We start from the raw sequence: 20,505 nt of genomic DNA, 5'->3' as shown, positions 1-20,505 counted from the left end.
AATACTCTCCTGAAAATTCTTCCCGCATCATTACTCGGGAATTAAAATATCACGTTGTCCATTAGTCCCCATCGGCCCCACTAATCCCGCCGCTTCCATAGCCTCAACGAGATTGGCCGCCCGGTTGTAACCAATTTTTAAGCGCCGTTGTATGGACGAAATGGATGCTTTACGTGTCTCAATGACAATTTTAACAGCGTCATCATAAAGAGCATCTTTGTCTTCTGTATCCTCACCAGACATTAAGTCTTCAGGATTCACAACCACATCATTAATGTAGTTAGGCTCCCCGCGCTCCTTCCATTCCTCCACTACGGCGTGGACCTCATCATCAGACACAAATGCACCATGCACTCGAATCGGAGTAGGCAAACCCGCAGGTAGATAGAGCATGTCCCCCATCCCCAACAGTTGATCCGCCCCACCTTGATCTAGAATGGTCCTAGAGTCAATTTTTGATGACACTTGGAATGCCATTCGAGTCGGAATATTCGCCTTGATCAATCCAGTGATCACGTCTACGGAGGGACGCTGAGTCGCCAGAATCAAGTGAATACCCGCTGCTCGTGCTTTTTGTGCAATACGTGCAATTAGCTCTTCCACTTTTTTACCCACAATCATCATCATGTCGGCAAACTCATCCACTATGATAACAATGTAAGGTAATGGCTCTAGGTGTGGCACGGTTCTCGCCACACCGTCCTCTGAGAACATCGCCATTTCAGGCTGCCATAATGGGTCTTCAATCGGTTGACCTGCCTCAATGGCCTCGCGCACCTTCTTGTTATAGCCTGCAATATTACGCACGCCCAATTTCGACATCAGCTTATAACGACGCTCCATTTCATCAACTGACCAACGCAAGCCATTAGCGGCATCTTTCATATCCGTGATAACGGGGGTCAGCAGATGTGGAATCCCCTCATAAATCGACAATTCCAACATTTTAGGGTCAACCATGATCATGCGCACTTCGTCCGGTGTAGACTTGAGCAACATACTGAGGATCATCGCGTTTACCCCAACAGATTTACCCGAACCAGTTGTCCCTGCCACCAACACATGAGGCATTTTTGCCAAATCCACCACCACAGGCTCACCAGAAATATCATGTCCAAGAGACAAGGTTAATGGCGAGGTGGCTTTATCGTACATCTCGCAGTTAATCACCTCAGAAAAATACACGGTGTCGCGCACTTGGTTGGGAATCTCGATACCGATCGTCGACTTACCCGCAATAACCTCAACCACCCGCACGCTCATGACACTCATAGATCGGGCTAAATCTTTAGCAAGATTCGTAATCCGTGAGACTTTTACTCCCGGAGCAGGCTGTATTTCAAATCGGGTGATTACGGGGCCCGGATTCACTTCGACCACCTCAGCTTTTACACCGAAGTCTTGCAGGCGACGCTCTAATAGCTCAGACAAGCCCACCAGCTCATCTTCCGTATACCCACCCTGTTTGGGCCTAGGCTTCGCTAACACAGAGCGATCTGGCAAAGAATAAGTTGGTTGAGAACGAGAGGACTCTTCTTCCGAATAAGGTCCATTGATACTGTCTAGCTGCTTGGCTTCAGACAAAGTACGAAACGCAGGGCGATGCGTTGAACTTCCCTCAACAGCCGCTTCTTGGCCACTTTTCTGTGACACGAACTCTTCTGTCGCTAACATTGCACCTGATGTGTTCTCTTGAATCTTTGCCGACGAAACACTCGGGCTAGCTTTAGGCGCAGACGTAAAATCAAGTGGCTCTTCCATTTTATCGTCTAACGCCAAGTTCTTAGCCTGACCATTTCGAGAGTATTTCGCCTCATCTGCCCGCTTTTTCAGCTCGGCATTTTGCAAGGCTTGTGATTCATCATCTTCGATATACAAGGTATCGCCGACAGATACATCGGTTTCATCCCAAGATAATTCATCAAGGCCATCAAAGACAGGTTCTTCATGGGATATGTCATGTTCTTCTTTTGTTTTTGCAGATTTAGAGCGAGAGAACAGCCTAGCCAGCGAAAACCGCTTCTTAGCAGTGGATTCCGTCTCTTCTTCCTCAACCGGCTCAACGGGAGACGCATAAGACTTTTCAGCCCCCACTTTCGCCTTGCTTTCACGGGTCAATCTTCGCTTGCGCAGAATAGCGGGTTCATCCAACTCATCATCAAGCACATCCTGCGTCGCTTTCTTCCCTTTAGAAGCCGTTGCCACTGGAGCTTTTACTTCTGCGTCATCTGGCGCTAACAGCGCTTCTTGAGCTAGCCTTTCTGCTTTGGCTGCTTTTCTAGCGAGCCGGTAATCGTTCAGCCTGACGATCAGGTTATACACTCTCGCCCCTAAACCATCGATCACTGCCATCCAGTGCACTTGGGTTAACAGAGTAAACGCCAAAATAACCAAAGCTAGCCCAACTAGCGTTGCGCCATCATAGCCAATAAAGCGATATAACACCTTCCCCAATCCGCGTCCTAATATTCCTCCCGTACCATACTGCAACGAGGTGTTGCCCACGGTATGTAAATAACAAAGCACTGAACCAAAAGATAAATACAGAATAGAGCCAATCGTGCATAACAGCGCATTATTGATCGCCAACAACTTATGGGGATTGCGCCATAAGATGATCACTACCCACAAAAATAAAGGTGGTAATGAATAAAATAAAGAGCCAAAAAAACTTGAAAACAAATCGGCAATCAGTGCACCAATTGGCCCCATCGAATTATGTATCGGCCCACCGCTACCAGAATAAAACCAGCCTGGGTCATCTGGACTATATGTGTACGTTGCCAAACCAAAGAAAAGCAAAAACAACAAAGCGGCAATAAACGCCGCTTGTTTGGCAAACATATTCCAAACCGGTGATCGTCCAGACTCACTCACTTCTTCAGCCAAAACACATCCATCCTGTTACTATAAGTTAGATAAAAATAAATCAGGTAAAATACGGGCTCCAGAGCGGAGCAATAAGTACGCCAAGCTTAACATAAAAAAGCGCCGCCAAAGAATTGACGGTTTACTTTTACAAACTTCTTGCTTGTCTTAGAAACACAGCAGACTAACTATCGTTTTAAAACACTATGGCTCTATAATAGATTGTTTTATAAGAACCTTATGAGCAAGATACAACTCAATTATTGTGACCGTCTTAAATTAACGCATCCAAATACACATTAAGGGCGCAAACCATATGCCTCAGCATCATCCAACCGATCAAACTCCAAACGACCCCACTGAAATAGCTCAACAGGAATTGGTGCTACTAAGTGACGATGTGCTTGATACTCCCAATCCTAACAAAGCACTCGATGATCCTGAAGGCCTTTCCGCCGTTGGCGGAGACCTCTCCTCTGAGCGCCTAATCCATTTATACAGTAAAGGCTTTTTTCCTTGGTATAGTGACCCAGATCCGATTTTGTGGTGGCATCCAAAAGAACGCTGCGCCCTTGTTCCCCGTGCTTTTCACGAATCAAGATCCTTAAGAAAGGCCGCTAACAGAGACAATTGGTCATTTAGCCTAAATCAAGACTTTGATAGCGTGATCCATCACTGCGCAGAATTACGCGCCCAAAAAGAAGGCACTTGGATTTCTGAAGATATTAAAAACGCTTATAAGAATTTACACAAGCTAGGCTTTGCTCACTCTTTCGAATCTCGTATTAATGGCAAACTGGTTGGCGGGTTTTATGGCGTTGCAATGGGAAAGATGTTTTTTGGCGAATCTATGTTTTCACTCTATCCCAATGCGTCAAAACTCGCACTCAGAGAGTTTTGCCGCCGCTCCGAAGAGTATCAAATTGAACTAATTGATTGTCAGGTCGAATCCGATCATTTGTTGACACTTGGTGCCACGCTCATGGCGCGATCAAAGTTTGTTCACGCCCTAGAGGTACTGATTCCCTCGCCGAAAAAAAACGATTTATTGAATAATCAGGCCATTTTTGGCATCAAAACGCCCAATTTTTGAAAATAACCATCGCTTAAACGGCATCTAAGTTTGCCTTACGCCGACTTTTTAGGCAAAATATGCCTCGATCAAAATTCAGACATCGTTAAACTCAGTAAAGAGACTTTTAGTAAAGGTCCGGTTTAGTCGTTTAGCGATACATCGGTCGAAGAAGAGACTCGACTCTCCTTGCCGTCTGCGAATCAACCCATTGGTTTGGTTCGCGCGTCTACTAATAAATTTAGTTAATACCATAGGACACATATTGTGGCAAAAGAAGAAGGCTTAGAAATGGAGGGCACGATCATTGATACGTTGCCTAATACCATGTTCCGTGTCGAACTAGAAAATGGACACGTTGTAATTGCTCATATCTCTGGAAAAATGCGCAAAAACTACATCCGTATTTTAACTGGCGATAAAGTAAAAGTAGAACTAACACCTTACGACCTTTCCAAAGGCCGTATCGTTTACCGTTCTCGTTAATTCATTGCTCACCAAACCGTTTGATTTCGAACCTTGGTGTACTGCAACAGAAACATAAAAAAACCGGACTGAGTCCGGTTTTTTTATGGCTTACTTTTCTATTCTCCAGCTATTTCTATTCGCCGCCGAATAGAAATACTCGCTAGACCAAGCGGTATTAATGCACAACAGCTTCTTTGACGACATCAAATTTAAGCTCATCACGTTTTTCATCCAATGTCACCTTCACATTCCCCCCCTCATGCAAATCACCAAATAGAATATGATCGGCCAGCGGTTTCTTTAGGTGCTCTTGAATGACGCGAGCCATCGGACGCGCGCCCATCTGACGGTCATAACCTTTGCTTGCTAACCAGCCTCGAGCAGTATCGGAAACTTCCAGTAATACACCCTTAGGATCCAATTGAGCCTGCAATTCCACTAGGAATTTATCCACAACGCTAAAGATAATTCGCTCATCCAATTGTTTGAACTGAATGACGGCATCCAAACGGTTTCTAAACTCTGGTGTAAAGGTTCGGTTGATAATCTCTAAGCCATCGGTTGAGTTATCTTGACTAGAGAAACCAATAGAGCGTTTTGCTAACTCTTCTGCCCCGGCATTTGAAGTCATCACCAGAATCACGTTCCGGAAATCGGCTTTACGACCATTGTTATCCGTCAACGTACCGTGATCCATTACCTGCAGTAGTAGATTAAAGACTTCTGGGTGGGCCTTTTCAATCTCATCTAACAACACCACACTGTGTGGGTTCTTGGTAACCGCTTCTGTCAGCAGCCCACCTTGGTCAAAACCAACATAACCTGGCGGCGCACCAATTAAACGAGATACCGCATGACGCTCCATATACTCAGACATATCAAAGCGGATCAACTCAAGCCCCAATTGCTTAGCAAGCTGTTTGGTCACTTCTGTTTTACCCACACCCGTTGGCCCTGCCATTAAGAAAGAACCTATTGGTTTTTGCTCTGCCTTCAAACCAGCACGAGACAATTTAATCGCAGAAGACAGCGAGTCAATCGCATCATCTTGCCCAAACACCACCATTTTCAGATTGCGCTCCAAGTTAGACAAGACCTGACGATCATCAGAGTTAACCGCTCTAACAGGAACACGGGCAATCTTAGATACGATGTCTTCAATATCAGACACAGTAATAGTGCTCTTACGCTTATCTTCCGGTTGCAAACGTTGATAAGCACCCGCTTCATCCACTACATCAATCGCCTTATCTGGCATATGACGATCAGTCACATAGCGTTGAGCCAATTCTGCGGCTGCCAATAACGCGGGCTCTTCATATTTGATTTTGTGATGTTCCTCAAACGCCCCAATAATGCCTTTGAGAATTTGATAAGTATCATCGACACTAGGTTCATTCACATCAATTTTCTGGAACCGGCGCGCCAAAGCATGATCTTTTTCAAACACACCACGGAACTCTTGGAACGTGGTTGATCCGATACAACGCAATCCGCCCGAACTCAATACAGGTTTCAACAAGTTGGAAGCGTCCATAACACCGCCAGAAGCGGCACCCGCGCCAATTATGGTATGAATTTCATCGATAAATAAAATCGCATTGGGCTGTTTTTTCAACTCGCCCAAAAGGTGTTTAAGACGTTTTTCGAAATCGCCACGGTATTTTGTACCAGCAAGCAAAGCCCCAAGATCTAAAGAGTAAACCACCCCATCGGCAATCACATCAGGCACTTGTCCATCGACAATGCGCTTGGCTAACCCCTCAGCAATGGCGGTTTTCCCCACACCCGATTCACCGACGAGCAGTGGGTTGTTTTTACGACGACGAGACAAGGTTTGAATCACCCGCTCAACTTCGTATTCACGACCAATCAATTTATCGATTTTACCGGCTTTGGCTTCTTCGTTCAGGTTAGTGGCGAACTTTTGCAACGGTGCCGTTGTGCCTTCTTCGCCCTCTTCCTCTTCTTGCTCCATCCCTTGAGAGGAAGCATTGCCTAGTTTCGATATGCCGTGCGCCACATAATTGACCACATCAATGCGGGCCACACCATGGCGTTTTAATAAATAAACAGCTTGGCTTTCTTGCTCGCTAAAGATAGCGACCAACACATTGGCACCCGTAACTTCACGTTTACCAGAAGACTGTACATGAAAAACCGCGCGCTGTAGTACTCGTTGAAAACCTAACGTGGGTTGAACTTCGCGCTCTGTGTCATCATCAGGAATCAGCGGTGTAGTACTATCGACAAACTCCTCAAGCTCCTTACTAAGCGTTTCTAAGCCAACGCCACAGGCAGTTAGGACAGTAGATGCCGCACCGTTACCGATCAACGCCAGCAACAAATGCTCTACCGTCATGAATTCATGGCGCTTGTCACGCGCCGCTTTGAAGGCATTATTTAGGGTCTGTTCTAGCTCTTTATCTAACATTGCTATTCCCTCACTCTGAGTCAGTCGACTTTTTCTAAGTCACACATTAAGGGGTGCTCATTTTGCTCTGTAAACTGTTGTACCATTGCCACTTTGGTTTCTGCAATATCAAATGGATAAATACCGCAAACCCCTTTTCCTTTTTGGTGAACCTCCAACATCACCCGATTAGCCTTTTCTCCATCCATCGAAAAAAAGCGCTGAAGAACAAATACCACAAAATCCATTGGTGTGAAATCATCATTGAATAACACCACTTGGTACATGGATGGTGGTTTCAACTCCGTTTCGTCTGGCGCAAGGGCAATATTAGAATGCCCAAACTGATCCTCATCTTCTGATATTAGTCTAATTTGTTGATTTACAATCATCCCATGCCTCTGAGGCTACAATTTTTCACATAATTCACCATAAAAAGGTGGATTACAAGCTTATACGTATACACATTACCACTTGGATTTTACAAATTCCAAAAGGGCTTCTATCCTCAATTATGAAAGGCTTAAAATGTGCAACCAATGTTTATGATTAAAATCATAGCACGAAAACAACTTAACATTTTGAACCTATTAAGTAAGTCATTACATGCTTTAAATGCGTTATGCAGGCTTTTAATAACCACTTTACGTGATAATTCAAAGCGCTGCGAATTATTAGCCATCTATGGTAACCAGAGTAAATAAGGAGTGACTCATGCACAGTGGATCCGTTAAGTGGTTCAACAATGCCAAAGGCTATGGTTTTATCGTTTGTGAAGAATTTAATGAAGATTTATTTATTCACTACTCCGCCATCAAGGTAGAAGGCTATAAAACGTTAAAAGCCGGACAAGCGGTGACCTTTCAGGTTGAGCCAGGTAAGCGTGGCCTTCATGCCATTGATATCACCCCAGTAACAACCAGCCAATCGGATTCTCCCCAACAAGAAGAGAAAGGAGAAGTTGCTCAACAAAAACAAACCGCCTAAAAGTCACACCTTTGAGCCAAGGCGACGTACTACGTCGCCATAGCGCGCTTTTTTTGCTATCTTACCTGTTATAAGAGATGTGTGCAGGTAGGCTTTTTAGCGCCCATCTTACCTGCTCTTTTTACTTGCATCATTCACCTGAAGATTGTAATTACCCCATGAGCTCTTCCATTATTGCCTTTAACAAGCCCTTTCGAGTACTCAGCCAATTTTCCACTGACGATGGTAAAGCCACATTAGCGGAGTTCATCAATGTGCCTGATTTTTATGCTGCAGGTCGTCTAGATTATGACTCAGAGGGATTAATGCTGTTGACAAATCAGGGAGCCATCCAACACATTGTCGCTTCCCCTGATTTCAAATGGCCAAAAACCTATTGGGTTCAGGTAGAAGGCGAGATAACAGACCATGCACTCGAACAACTTCGCCAAGGCGTCGAGCTAAAAGACGGTCTAACCAAACCCGCCCAGGCCTCGCGTTTAGCCGCACCAGACCTTTGGCCAAGAACCCCGCCAGTTCGTTATCGAGAAGCCATTCCGACGAGCTGGATAGCCCTCCAAATCCATGAAGGAAAAAACCGTCAGGTACGCCGTATGACCGCTGCTGTCGGCTTTCCTACGCTACGCTTGGTTCGCTATGCCATAGGCCCCTATACCTTAGAGGATCTAAACTCAGGCGTTTGGCGCTTTGCAGAACCGACCAGTGAACTTATTGAAGAGGTAGAGAACTTTGAAAAACGAAGAAAGAGGAAAACTGCCACACCTAACCGTCGCCGCCCTAGTAACAAGACGCCACCCACATCTCGAAATCAACCAGTATCTCATGGTAAAAGAGTGGCAGGACGGAAAACTGGTCATCAACCAGCCAGCCGGACACGTCGAAAATAATGAAAGCGTCACCGAGGCGGTCATCCGCGAAACAAAAGAGGAGTCTGGTTGGATCGTTAAACCAATCGGCTTACTAGGCTTGTATGCTTTTACACCATACGAAGGGGCAGACACCTACCATCGTCTTTGTTTTGTCTGTGAACCGGTAAACGAAACCAACGACCCCCTCGATGCGGATATTGATTCAAGCCATTGGCTCACCTATGAGGAAATCATGGCTCTTCCCCATCGCAGTCCATTAATTAAAACGTGCATTGAAGATTTCATAAACAACCCCATTATTTCCATATCATTCTTGTCTGATCAGCACTTATCGCCTGTGCCGACCTCGCAAAAATGAAGTACAATGTGCCATCCTATTCACTGAGGCGATGCCTCTTCGTTCGATGAGAAAAAACCGGTCATGAAAGAAAGCCACTACCTAACAGATCAACCAGCCAACCACGACAAAAAAGTCATCGTCGGGATGTCTGGTGGTGTCGACTCCTCCGTATCAGCACTGATTCTGATGCAGCAGGGTTATCAGGTTGAAGGCCTGTTTATGAAAAACTGGGACGAAGACGATGGCACAGAATATTGCACCGCCAAAGAAGATCTAGCGGATGCTCAAGCCGTCAGCGACAAACTCGGAATTAAACTCCATACGGCTAACTTTGCGGCGGAATATTGGGACAATGTGTTCGAGCATTTTTTAGCGGAATACAAAGCCGGACGCACCCCCAACCCAGATATTCTGTGCAATAAAGAAATCAAATTTAAAGCTTTCTTGGAATATGCCCTAGAACTGGGTGCCGATTACATAGCCACAGGCCATTACGTTCGCCGTGGCGAAAAAGATGGCGAACCCGTTCTCTTAAAGGGACTGGATAACAACAAAGATCAGAGCTACTTTTTATACGCGGTTGGAAAAGAGGAAATCGGTAAATCTCTCTTTCCTGTTGGCGAGCTTGAAAAACCGGAAGTTCGACGTTTAGCAGAAGAATTTGGTCTAGTGACTCACAATAAAAAGGACAGCACGGGAATCTGTTTTATTGGTGAGCGACGCTTTAAAGATTTTCTTGAGCAATACTTGCCCGCCCAACCGGGCGATATAGAAACCCTTGAAGGCGATAAAATCGGTAAGCACTTTGGTTTAATGTACCACACTATTGGTCAGCGCCAAGGCTTAGGTATTGGTGGTTTATCTAATTACCCAGATGAACCTTGGTATGTGGTAGAAAAAGATTTAAAGCGCAACGTTTTGATTGTTACCCAAGGCGGTCAGCATGAGTCCCTATTTAAAACTCACCTGATTGCTGACAACTTTGACTGGGTAGCTCGTGAGAAGCCAAACTTTCCGCTGACTTGCAAGGCAAAATGTCGTTATCGTCAGCCAGATCAAGACTGCACCATTCATGAATTGGCGGATGGTCGAGTGGAAGTTTCATTTAAAGAACCACAGCGCGCCATTACCCCAGGACAATCCGTCGTCTTTTATGTTGACGACCTTTGCTTAGGGGGCGGCATTATTAATGTCGCATTTAATAAGTAATAACCAGCAAAGACAAACAGTCATGGATATGTATTCATTTTTTAGAGACGCATTTTTAAGAGACGGTGTATTTTGAGTCAACAAGAAAAAGAGCAAACCATTGCCCTATCCGCGATTTTTCAAGCGGCGGAACTCGTCGCCACCTTGGCCAAAACGGGCAAACTTGATAAAAATTACTTAAAACCACTGATAGACAGTATTTTAGTGGTCAACCCAGACTCGACAGAAGACATCTACGGTGGTCAATGGGATTGCAAAAGCAACCTTGCACTAGGTCGACGCGTTGCTCGTCAAGCACTGGGTAAGGAACGCGCCAGTGTTAATCCAGATACGCTTCGTTACGCTCTAAGCCTGATTCATTTAGAAAGCAAACTAGCCAAAGAGGACGCTATCCTCTCAGCATTAGGTAAAGGTATTCAACAATTAGACCGCCAAAAAGCCCATTACGACGATGTATTACACGAAAATATGATGGCTGCGGTCTCTGGGATCTATCAGGATACTTTAAGCACAATGACTTTTCGTATTCAGGTGCAAGGTGATAGCCGTCTGCTTCAGCAACCGGCAATTTCTAATCAGGTTCGAGCCACGTTACTAACGGGCATTCGAGCCGCGATGCTATGGCGCCAATTAGGCGGTAAACGTTGGCATTTAATCTTCAAGCGAAAAGCTTTATTAAACGCCTTAGACGCCCGTTAGCCAAAAGAGACAGTGCCATATATAGTGTATTGCAAGTGACATAAACAGGACAAAAATACGATAAAAATCCATGCCCAACCTCTGTCTAACGATATGAGAATAACTCACATCAATTATGAGTATATTTTTATCCGATATCTCTGGCATTTTTTTTTAGGTAGTATGTTGGGCAAAATAATATTATAGAGTGAGACCTTTGCACGATGTCATGAGCGACGCTAAGACACGGCAAAAACAGACGAGAAAGCGGAGTTTATAGCGATAAATGAGCATTTTGAGTCTGTTTTTAACAAAGTATTGGCAAGCGCAGTAGTCGTGCAAAAGTTTCAGAGTGCATTTTGCTTAATCTGGTAAAGCACTGCCTCACACACATTTACCATGACGGTCTACGTCAGCTTCTATTTTATTGGCTCATTAGTAGCCTAAAACGTTAGGGGAATTACATGTCAACGAAACAAACCATCTACTACACATTCACGGACGAAGCTCCGGCATTGGCGACAGCTTCTCTACTGCCTATCTTTGGCGCTTTCGCAAAAGAAGCAGACATTGAACTAAAACTCACTGACATTTCTTTAGCAAGCCGCGTTATTTCCGCGTTTGCTGATCGTCTTCCAGCGGACAAGCAAGCAGAAGATGGCCTAAAATTCCTTGGCGACCTAACAGCAGACCCTGAAGCAAACATTGTAAAACTGCCGAACATCAGTGCCTCATTGCCACAGCTTTACGCTACCATAAAAGAATTGAATGCCGAAGGTTACGGCCTTCCTGAATACCCTGAAAATCCACAAACAGACGAAGAGAAAGAGGTTCAAGCTCGTTACGCTAAAGTACTAGGCAGTGCGGTTAACCCTGTATTGCGTCAAGGTAACTCAGACCGTCGCGCACCAGCAGCCGTTAAGAGCTATGCCCGTAAACACCCTCACTCAATGGGTAAATGGAGCAAAACATCGACTTCTCACGCCGACTACATGCGTGGCGGAGATTTCTTCTCTTCTGAGCAATCCATCACAACAGATGTGGATCAAACCGTTCGTTTAGAATTCGTCGGTCAAGACGGCTCTGTTGAGGTGAAAAAGTCTCTTCCTCTTGTTGCCGGTGAAGTACTAGACAGCATGAACATGAGCTGCAAAAAACTTCGCGTCTTCTTTGAAGAAACCCTTCAAGATGCTAAAGAAAACAACATCATGTGGTCTTTACACGTTAAAGCAACCATGATGAAAGTGTCTCACCCAATCGTTTTTGGTCACGCGGTAACCGTTTTCTATAAAGACGTCTTTGAAAAATATGGCGAACTTTTCAACGAAATCGGCGTTAACCCAAGAAACGGTTTAGGTAGCGTTTACGACAAGATCCAATCTCTTCCTGAAGCCAAACAAGCAGAAATCAAACAAGCCATTCAAGACGTTTACAACACTCGTCCAGAACTTGCGATGGTAGATTCTGATAAAGGCATCACTAACCTACACGTACCAAGCGACGTCATCGTTGACGCTTCTATGCCTGCGATGATTCGTAACTCAGGTAAAATGTGGGGCCGTGATGGCAAAGCACACGACGCAAAAGCCGTTATGCCAGAGAGCACTTACGCCCGAATTTACCAAGAAACCATCAACTTCTGTAAAACAAACGGTGCGTTTGATCCTGTAACTATGGGCACCGTGCCAAACGTAGGGTTAATGGCGCAGAAAGCAGAAGAATACGGTTCTCACGACAAAACGTTCGAAATGACAGATGACGGCGTGATGCGTGTTGTCGATGCCAATGGCAACGTTCTGATGCAACACAATGTTGAAAAAGGTGATATTTGGCGTGCTTGCCAAACCAAAGATGCACCAATCCGTGACTGGGTAAAACTCGGCGTTACTCGCGCTCGCCAATCTAACACACCCGCTGTATTCTGGTTAGAAGAAGATCGTGCTCACGATATTCAACTACGCAAAAAAGTGGAACTTTACCTAAAAGATCACGATCTAGAAGGTCTAGACATTCGTATTATGCCTTACAACGAAGCAATCCGTTTCTCTATGGAACGCATCATTCGTGGTAAAGACACCATTTCTGTAACAGGTAACGTGCTACGTGATTACCTAACCGACTTGTTCCCAATCATGGAACTTGGTACGTCTGCGAAAATGCTGTCCATCGTTCCTATGTTGAACGGCGGTGGCATGTACGAAACGGGTGCAGGTGGTTCTGCTCCTAAACACGTTCAGCAGCTTGTTAACGAAAACCACCTTCGTTGGGACTCTTTAGGTGAATTCCTAGCTGTGGCAGTGTCTTTCGAAGAACTTGGCATCAAGCACAACAATGCGAAAGCAAAAATTCTTGCGAAATGCCTAGATACAGCAACAGGTAAATTGCTAGACAACAACAAGTCACCTTCACGTAAAGCGGGTGAAATCGACAACCGTGGTAGCCACTTCTACCTAGCACTTTACTGGTCTCAAGAATTGGCAGCGCAAACAGAAGATGCAGGCCTTGCGGCGAAATTCGCGCCACTTGCTAAGCAACTTGCTGACAACGAAGACAAAATCGTTGAAGAACTTGCCGCAGTACAAGGCAAACCTTCTGGTCTATCTGGCTACTACCATATGGACCTTAAGGAAGTGGCTAAAATCATGCGTCCTAGCACGACCTTCAACGATGCATTAGCAACACTTTAATCGTCACTAAAGACGCCTAGATATCAGATAGAACTATTTATCTGATATCACACTAAAAATCCCAAGTGGCTTGGCTACTTGGGATTTTTTATCTTTTAGTGTGAAAAAATAACGCTATAAAAAGATAGAAAAGGCATAAGTTTAAAAATGCACACCCAACTTTACATTCTATAGACCCTTTCACTTAAGCTTGTATCTTTACAATTCAAAACGAAAAATATAACCTACGGGGAATATTATTAAGGAGGATATAAATTATGTCTTGGGAAAAATTAGACAACAAAATCACAGCGGATTCCATTATCCCATTGGATGTTAAGACGTGCCGAGAATACGATGTTACACTGCCGTCCAGTTTCCCATTTAATCGAGTAAAATTTACCTGTCAGGCATTAGCCATGCTATCTCGCCTCAATAGCTATGATATGGATATGGTGGTTAAAGACATTCTCAAAATTTACTCTAACCCATACGCCCCAAGTGTGACCAAGCACAGTCGCAATCCTCTGCGTCGTATATGGCGTAATAAATACCCCTTTCGCAGCTACCATTATTTAATTCAATTTGAGATAGTCAATGGCTTCATTGTCATTGGTGACATCTTTTTCGACAAACAACTGCATGGACCGAAAGGAACCTCTTCACACGAGCGGACCATGCTGTATGAAGTTAATCGATTATCAAATGCTAGGTACAATAAAGCACTAAAGGAAAATGAAATAGATGCTCTTAGAGAGGCTTGGGACACAACCACCCCTAGTCCAGTTAGTAATATAAAAACATCTCATGCTGCGGTGAATGGCATGCAAAATGAATTAGCAAAAGCCACTTGGTTGATGGGAACCCATGTGGATGCGGCCTATCGTTCTGATAATATACAAGCTTATACCCTATTCCATAACCCCAGCGACGGAAAAGGACTGGACGGCATTGAGTGTGTATTCGATAAGACCTTAGGTAGAAAAACCCATAATGCACAACATCTCGCGAGTGTACTAGAGCAAAACCAGCGACAAGGGAAGCATGTTAAATGGGTAGCCCACAGCCAAGGGGCAATCATCTTCAGCACAGCCCTGCAGATTTATCATAAAAGAAACAATCAAACCCCACTTACCACGCAACAACTGGCAGTTCATGGCTCTGGCGCCCAAGTAGAACGACTAAAGAATTTCGCAAGACAAGCAGGACTAAAGATTAATAGCGTACGCAACAACCCGTTTGATGTAGTACCCAACGTATTTGGTCCAAACGATCTATCTAATAGTAGCCTTGCAAGGTCTACAAAATTCGGTAAATTAGTGTTTGGAGACGATGCAGGAGCAAGCCCACATACACTGCCATTTTTAGGGCTAGAGACCTATGCAGAGCAATTACGCATGTTAGGGTATCGAGACCAAGCCAAAGAAGTAAACCGCTTCTTACGACAATTACCAAGCGGTGATAGATTTTATAGAATGGAAATGCGTAAAAATCCAACCAAATACCTTCACTCTTAGGAAATACATATTTTTTGGTGTTCTACATGTGATTTAAAAAGCCTTATTGAATACCAATGGTATGTAATTATCGATAGGCGCGAAAGCCACTCACAAAACAACATGGCAAAGTAAACTATGCTTAAACTCATCAAAAACTTTCATCGTGGCTTTATCGGTGGGCCGAACTTTTCCATTCCTGCTGAACGAGTTGTTCTATTAGGGAACAAACAGCTGTCCATAACAGTTCCAGATAACAACATGGCAGTTGTCCCCACACCGATAGCCAAAAACTTCCCATACGACTCAAAAGCTTGGTTTAAAGAACATGCTCAAACGTATCTTCAGCATGAATTTGTTATTATTTTCACCAAAAACTGGATGTACCTACCCGTTATACCAATTGGTACCAGCAGCGAATATGGCATGCTAAGCTGTCAGCCTCGTATCAAGCGAACCAATAAAATCGATGTAACAGACTTGAACGCATTATCTCGCTTCGTCACTCAAGAATATAAAGACTTTCATAATCAGCCCGATGGAAGAAATGCTGAAATAAGAAAAGAAATAGAAGAACGTATGAGTAGGCTAAAAAATGTAACAGATGCTGAATTACAAAAAGAAATTGATGAGTCTATCGAAATGGTAGGCCGTCCACCTTTACCTCCAGCAAAATTGCTAACCTTTAATAATAAAAAGTGGATTTTTTATCAGGAGGGAAGAACTAACCATCCATCACATATCAATTTTTATTGTTTACCACTTAGCTCGACTAGTTTTCTAGAAATTAAATTTAACTACCATGTAGATCGATCAGATAAATATAAAAAATGGTCAAAACATGCCGAAGAGTCAGAAAGGCGGATTATGGAGTCGGTTACTTTAACGGACATACCTGAGGAGCAAGTTAATCTTCTCAACTAGCTCTTTGAAAGTAACGAGACGGAAAAGGTAAGGCTATGATTAAATTCATTAAAAACTTACATCGTGGCTTTATCGGAGGGCCTGATTTTTCTATCCCTGCTGAACGAGTCGTTCTATTAGAGAACAAACAACTCTCTATAACGGTTCCTGACAACAATATGGCTGTTGTTCCTAAAGCCATAGATAAACACTTCCCATACAACTCACAAGCTTGGTTTAAGGAACATGCTCAAACATATCTTCAGCATGAGTTTGTGATTATTTTCACCAAAAATTGGTTGTATTTACCAGTTATTTCTGTTGGCACCAGCAGCGAATATGGCATGTTAAGCTGCCAGCCGCGTATCAAACAAACGAGTAAAATTGATGTAACCGATTTAGAGGCTTTATCTCACTTCGTCACTCAAGAATATGAAGATTTTCATAACGGCCCTAACGGTATCAACACAGAAATTCGAAAAGGAGTAAAAGAACGACTAACTAAATACCCTCCTCCTACAAGTGAGGAAAGATTAAAGAAAGAAATGGATGGATGGGTAGAAGCTAGGGGAAAGACCCCACTCCTTCCAGCAAAAAAACAAGAATTTAATGAGAGAATATGGGTTTTTTATCAGGAGTTTAAGAATAATACAAAAATATCTCATACAAATTTTTACTGTTTACCACTTAGCGCAACCAGTTTTTTAGAAATAGAATTTAACTACCGTGTTGATCGATATGATAAATACGAAAAATGGTCAAAACATGCTGAAGAGTCAGAAAGGCGCATTATGGAGTCAGTGAGTTTAACCGATATCCCAGAAGAACAAATTAACCTGCTTAATTAGCACTTAGGGAATCCATATATCAAAGGCAAGGATGATGATAAAGCTATGATCAAACAGATTAAAAATTTGCATCGCGGTTTTATCGGTGGGTCAGATTTTGCTTTCCCATCTGAACGCATTGTTCTATTAGGCAATAAACAACTATCTATGATAGTTCCAGATAACAATATGGTCGTAGCTCCCAAAGCAATAGACAAACACTTTCCATACGATTCAACAACATGGTTTCAGGAAAATGCCCAACACCATGATCAGCATAAGTTTGTGATTATATTCACCAAGAACTGGATGTATCTGCCTGTTGTTCCAGTTGGCACCAGCAGTGAATACGGTATGTTGAGCTGCCAACCTCGTATTAAGCAAACTAATAAAATTGATGTAACCGATTTAGAGGCTTTATCTCACTTTGTGGTACAAGAATATGAAGATTTTCATAATGGCCCTAATGGAAAAAATACAGAAATCAGAAAAGCAGTAAAAGAACGATTTAGTAAACACTATCCTCCAGTAAGTGAAGAGGAACTAAAAGAAGAAATGGATGGATGGGTAGAAGCCAAAGGTAAACAGCCTCTTTCTCCAGCCAAAAAACAAAACTTCAATAATAAAAAATGGATCTTTTATCAAGAGTTAAAAGGAAATAGAATATCGCACACAAATTTTTATTGCTTACCACTTAGCCCAACCAGCTTTTTAGAAATAGAATTTAACTATCGAGTTGATCGATCAAATAAGTATAAAAAATGGTCAAAACATGCTGAAGAGTCAGAAAGGCGCATTATGGAATCCGTTACTTTAACTGACATCCCTGAAGAGCAGACGCCCTTGCTCAATTAAAGATTATTGGGTCTTTATTTCGACAAAGGTCTCCCTCCGCAGAAGGCTACTACACGGGGCAGCCTTATACTAACGGCTTATAAAGATTCCCCCTTACCATAGAAGTACGCCCCCCTTTTGCCTATAATAGCGGCTCCCTGAAAACCATGTTCGAGGCGTTATCTCAATGGAATTAACTAGCTTAAATGCGATTTCCCCCATAGACGGTCGTTACGGATCGAAAACCAACGTATTGCGTCGCTCAGTAAGCGAATACGGGTTGCTACGTATGCGTGTTATAGTGGAAGTGCGCTGGCTACAGGCTCTTGCCAAACACCCACAAATCACCGAAGTACCTGCACTTAGCAGCGATGCAAGCGCTTTGCTAGATCAGCTCGCTGAGAACTTTAGCGAAGCCGATGCCCAAGCGATTAAAGACATTGAGAAAACCACGAACCACGATGTCAAAGCGGTTGAGTACTTTATCAAGAATAAAATGGCTGACAATGCTGAACTCGCGGCGATTTCTGAGTTTGTTCACTTCGCTTGTACCTCTGAGGATATTAATAACCTATCCCACGCGCTGATGCTCCGTGAAGCACTGGAAGAAGGCATTACCCCAGAGCTGAATAAGGTAATCACAGCAATTGAAGATTTAGCGCTTGAGCATGCAGAACAATCTATGTTGTCTCGTACTCACGGTCAAACCGCCTCCCCCTCAACCGTTGGTAAAGAAATGGCCAACGTTGCGGCGCGTTTGAAGCGTCAACTTAAGCAAATCGAAAACGTTGAATTTTTAGGCAAAATCAACGGTGCGGTGGGTAACTATAACGCCCACCTTTCGGCGTACCCAGATGTTGATTGGCAAGCGCACGCTGAAGCCTTCGTGACTTCTCTAGGTTTGACTTGGAATCCTTACACCACACAAATCGAACCACACGATTACATCGCAGAATTGTATGATGCGATCTGCCGTTTCAACACCATATTGATCGATTTTGACCGTGATGTATGGGGCTACATTTCCATGGGCTTTTTCAAGCAAAAAACCATTGCTGGCGAAATTGGCTCTTCCACCATGCCCCATAAAGTCAACCCAATCGATTTTGAAAACTCCGAAGGTAACTTAGGTATTGCCAATGCCATCATGGGTCACCTTAGCGCGAAACTGCCGATCTCTCGCTGGCAACGCGACCTCACAGACTCAACTGTGCTGCGTAATCTAGGGGTTGGTTTGGCACACAGTTTGATTGCCTACCAAGCAACTCTTAAAGGCATCAGCAAGTTAGAAATCAACGCACCTCGTCTTGAAGCAGACCTGAATGCCGCTTGGGAAGTATTGGCTGAACCCATTCAAACCGTCATGCGTCGCTATGGTATTGAATCCCCCTACGAGAAGTTAAAAGAACTGACTCGTGGCCGTACCATCGACCAAGCAACCATCGAAGCCTTTGTTGATACACTGGAATTGCCTGAAAAAGCGAAGAACGAGCTTAAAGCACTTACCCCTGCGACCTACATTGGTAACGCCGTGGCACAAGCAAAAGCCATTCGCAACTAAGGCCTGCTCTAATTAATAAGAGTAAGCCAATTAAAAAGAGTCGTTAAAACGGCTCTTTTTTGCCTTTTAGTGATCCCACTTTCTTTATTGTAATGAGCAAATAATGAGCGACTTAAACACCCCATTGAGCATTCTTGGCGGCATAACAGCACAAACCTTTCTCGAGGAATACTGGCAGAAAAAGCCCCTTCTCATTCGCGCAGGTCTTGTTGATTTTACCGTACCACTCGACGCCGACGAGTTGGCGGGCATGGCAATGGAAGAAGAAGTTGAATCACGCATTGTCGTTGAAAATGGTCTCACACCTTGGGAAATGCGCCAAGGTCCGTTTACCGAGGACACCTTCGCGACATTGCCCGAAAAGGAGTGGACGCTACTGGTTCAAGCGGTCGACCACTGGGTACCTGAGGTTCAGTCGCTGAAAGAGCAATTTCAATTTTTGCCAAGCTGGCGATTAGATGACGTAATGATCAGCTACGCCACCGAAGGCGGTAGTGTTGGCCCTCATTATGATCAATACGATGTTTTTTTGGTTCAAGTGGCTGGAAAACGCCGTTGGCAAGTCTTATCCCCGGATCAATATCAAGACTCTGCCATCCCTAATATTCAGCTGCATATTTTAGACAACTTCCCTGTGGATCCAAATATGGATTGGGAGCTTGAAGCCGGTGACATCCTGTATTTGCCCCCTAACTTTGCTCACAATGGCCGAGCTCTTGACAGTGAATGCATGACTTACTCCATCGGCTTTCGCGCCCCCAGCATACAAGAGGCGTTGACGGGGGTTCGTGACAAACTATGCGAAGTCGACAACCCAAAAGACCGCTTTGCTCCACCCGAAACAGCGGCTCGACAACATAGTGCTCATATTAGCAAAGACGATATCGCCAACTTACAAAGCCAACTCGCCCGTTTGATCAATCAACCAGACATGCTTGCTCAGTGGCTTGGCGAAACCATGAGCGAAAGTAAATACCCTGAATATTTAGTGCCGTTTAACCAACAGGAGTTAGACACCGCATTTGAGCACGCTCTTCAAGGAAAAACCTTTATTCGCCCTGGCGATGCTCGAATCTGCTACTATTTACTAGAAGATCTAGAATCAAACAATAGCGTACAAATCTTTTGCAACGGTGAAAGCTTGGTGGTGAATGCTGACCTAGCAATTTTTATACAAGCAATTTGTGACCAAACCGAATTTGATTTTTCAGGACTCGATTTAACACAAGACCCAGACCTAGAACCCTTGTTACATTTTTTACTTCGTCAACAAGGGGTGATCGAACTGGTTGCTAACGAAGAAGACTAGAGGAA

General features: G+C 44.0%; 17 protein-coding genes. 14 read left to right on the top strand and 3 right to left on the bottom strand.

Features of this window, described 5'->3' with window-relative positions; genetic code table 11:
- Positions 1-30: 30 nt before the first annotated feature.
- On the bottom strand, positions 31-2,889 hold the full coding sequence (locus tag MSP8886_RS06550; protein ID WP_245659047.1) for a DNA translocase FtsK: 2,859 nt from the start codon (positions 2,887-2,889) through the stop codon (positions 31-33).
- A 295-nt stretch (positions 2,890-3,184) separates the two neighbouring features.
- Between MSP8886_RS06550 and aat the strand changes: the two genes are divergently transcribed.
- Positions 3,185-3,961: a leucyl/phenylalanyl-tRNA--protein transferase gene (gene aat, locus MSP8886_RS06545; RefSeq protein ID WP_067013926.1), complete on the top strand. Its 777-nt coding sequence runs from the start codon at positions 3,185-3,187 to the stop codon at positions 3,959-3,961.
- Between the two features lie 246 nt (positions 3,962-4,207).
- Positions 4,208-4,426 (top strand): translation initiation factor IF-1, encoded by a 219-nt coding sequence (gene infA, locus MSP8886_RS06540; RefSeq protein ID WP_067013924.1) that lies wholly within the window; start codon positions 4,208-4,210, stop codon positions 4,424-4,426.
- A 157-nt stretch (positions 4,427-4,583) separates the two neighbouring features.
- Here infA and clpA read toward each other — a convergent pair whose 3' ends face one another.
- Together clpA and clpS are read right to left on the bottom strand one after the other, a co-directional pair.
- Positions 4,584-6,842 (bottom strand): ATP-dependent Clp protease ATP-binding subunit ClpA, encoded by a 2,259-nt coding sequence (clpA, locus tag MSP8886_RS06535; RefSeq protein ID WP_067013922.1) that lies wholly within the window; start codon positions 6,840-6,842, stop codon positions 4,584-4,586.
- Positions 6,843-6,862: 20 nt separating this feature from the next.
- A complete protein-coding gene (gene clpS / locus MSP8886_RS06530; RefSeq protein ID WP_217491104.1) occupies positions 6,863-7,213 on the bottom strand; it encodes an ATP-dependent Clp protease adapter ClpS in 351 nt (116 codons plus the stop codon).
- Positions 7,214-7,535: 322 nt separating this feature from the next.
- On the opposite strand from clpS, the gene MSP8886_RS06525 reads away from it, so the two are divergent.
- From MSP8886_RS06525 to MSP8886_RS06470, 12 genes are all read left to right on the top strand, one after another.
- Positions 7,536-7,808, top strand: a complete 273-nt coding sequence (locus MSP8886_RS06525) for a cold shock domain-containing protein (RefSeq protein ID WP_067013920.1) — start codon at positions 7,536-7,538, stop codon at positions 7,806-7,808.
- Between the two features lie 158 nt (positions 7,809-7,966).
- Positions 7,967-8,695 carry a pseudouridine synthase gene (locus tag MSP8886_RS06520; RefSeq protein WP_067014542.1) on the top strand — a complete coding sequence of 243 codons (729 nt, stop codon included), beginning with the start codon at positions 7,967-7,969 and terminating at the stop codon, positions 8,693-8,695.
- Positions 8,616-9,035, top strand: a complete 420-nt coding sequence (locus MSP8886_RS06515; RefSeq protein WP_245659058.1) for an NUDIX domain-containing protein — start codon at positions 8,616-8,618, stop codon at positions 9,033-9,035. The genes MSP8886_RS06520 and MSP8886_RS06515 overlap by 80 nt, the downstream gene beginning before the upstream one ends.
- Before the next feature lie 63 nt (positions 9,036-9,098).
- The gene (gene mnmA, locus MSP8886_RS06510; protein WP_067013916.1) at positions 9,099-10,226 is read left to right on the top strand and encodes a tRNA 2-thiouridine(34) synthase MnmA; all 1,128 of its coding nucleotides are present in this window, start codon (positions 9,099-9,101) and stop codon (positions 10,224-10,226) included.
- A 72-nt stretch (positions 10,227-10,298) separates the two neighbouring features.
- Positions 10,299-10,925 carry a high frequency lysogenization protein HflD gene (gene hflD / locus MSP8886_RS06505; RefSeq protein ID WP_067013914.1) on the top strand — a complete coding sequence of 209 codons (627 nt, stop codon included), beginning with the start codon at positions 10,299-10,301 and terminating at the stop codon, positions 10,923-10,925.
- Positions 10,926-11,368: 443 nt separating this feature from the next.
- Entirely contained in the window at positions 11,369-13,591 is a 2,223-nt protein-coding gene (locus tag MSP8886_RS06500) for an NADP-dependent isocitrate dehydrogenase (RefSeq protein ID WP_067013912.1), read from the top strand.
- A gap of 257 nt (positions 13,592-13,848) precedes the next feature.
- A complete protein-coding gene (locus MSP8886_RS06495; protein ID WP_067013910.1) occupies positions 13,849-15,087 on the top strand; it encodes a hypothetical protein in 1,239 nt (412 codons plus the stop codon).
- 117 nt (positions 15,088-15,204) lie between these two features.
- A complete protein-coding gene (locus MSP8886_RS06490; RefSeq protein WP_067013908.1) occupies positions 15,205-15,990 on the top strand; it encodes a hypothetical protein in 786 nt (261 codons plus the stop codon).
- 35 nt (positions 15,991-16,025) lie between these two features.
- On the top strand, positions 16,026-16,817 hold the full coding sequence (locus MSP8886_RS06485) for a hypothetical protein (protein ID WP_067013906.1): 792 nt from the start codon (positions 16,026-16,028) through the stop codon (positions 16,815-16,817).
- A gap of 45 nt (positions 16,818-16,862) precedes the next feature.
- A complete protein-coding gene (locus MSP8886_RS06480; protein ID WP_067013904.1) occupies positions 16,863-17,651 on the top strand; it encodes a hypothetical protein in 789 nt (262 codons plus the stop codon).
- 166 nt (positions 17,652-17,817) lie between these two features.
- The gene (purB, locus tag MSP8886_RS06475; RefSeq protein ID WP_067013902.1) at positions 17,818-19,191 is read left to right on the top strand and encodes an adenylosuccinate lyase; all 1,374 of its coding nucleotides are present in this window, start codon (positions 17,818-17,820) and stop codon (positions 19,189-19,191) included.
- Between the two features lie 103 nt (positions 19,192-19,294).
- The gene (locus MSP8886_RS06470; protein WP_067013899.1) at positions 19,295-20,500 is read left to right on the top strand and encodes a cupin domain-containing protein; all 1,206 of its coding nucleotides are present in this window, start codon (positions 19,295-19,297) and stop codon (positions 20,498-20,500) included.
- The last annotated feature ends 5 nt before the right edge of the window (positions 20,501-20,505 follow it).

It is taken from the genome of Marinomonas spartinae (genome assembly GCF_900089775.1).
Classification (GTDB): Bacteria; Pseudomonadota; Gammaproteobacteria; order Pseudomonadales; family Marinomonadaceae; genus Marinomonas; species Marinomonas spartinae.
The sequence above is the reverse complement of the archived record's forward strand: the minus strand, read 5'-3'. Positions and strand labels throughout refer to the sequence as shown.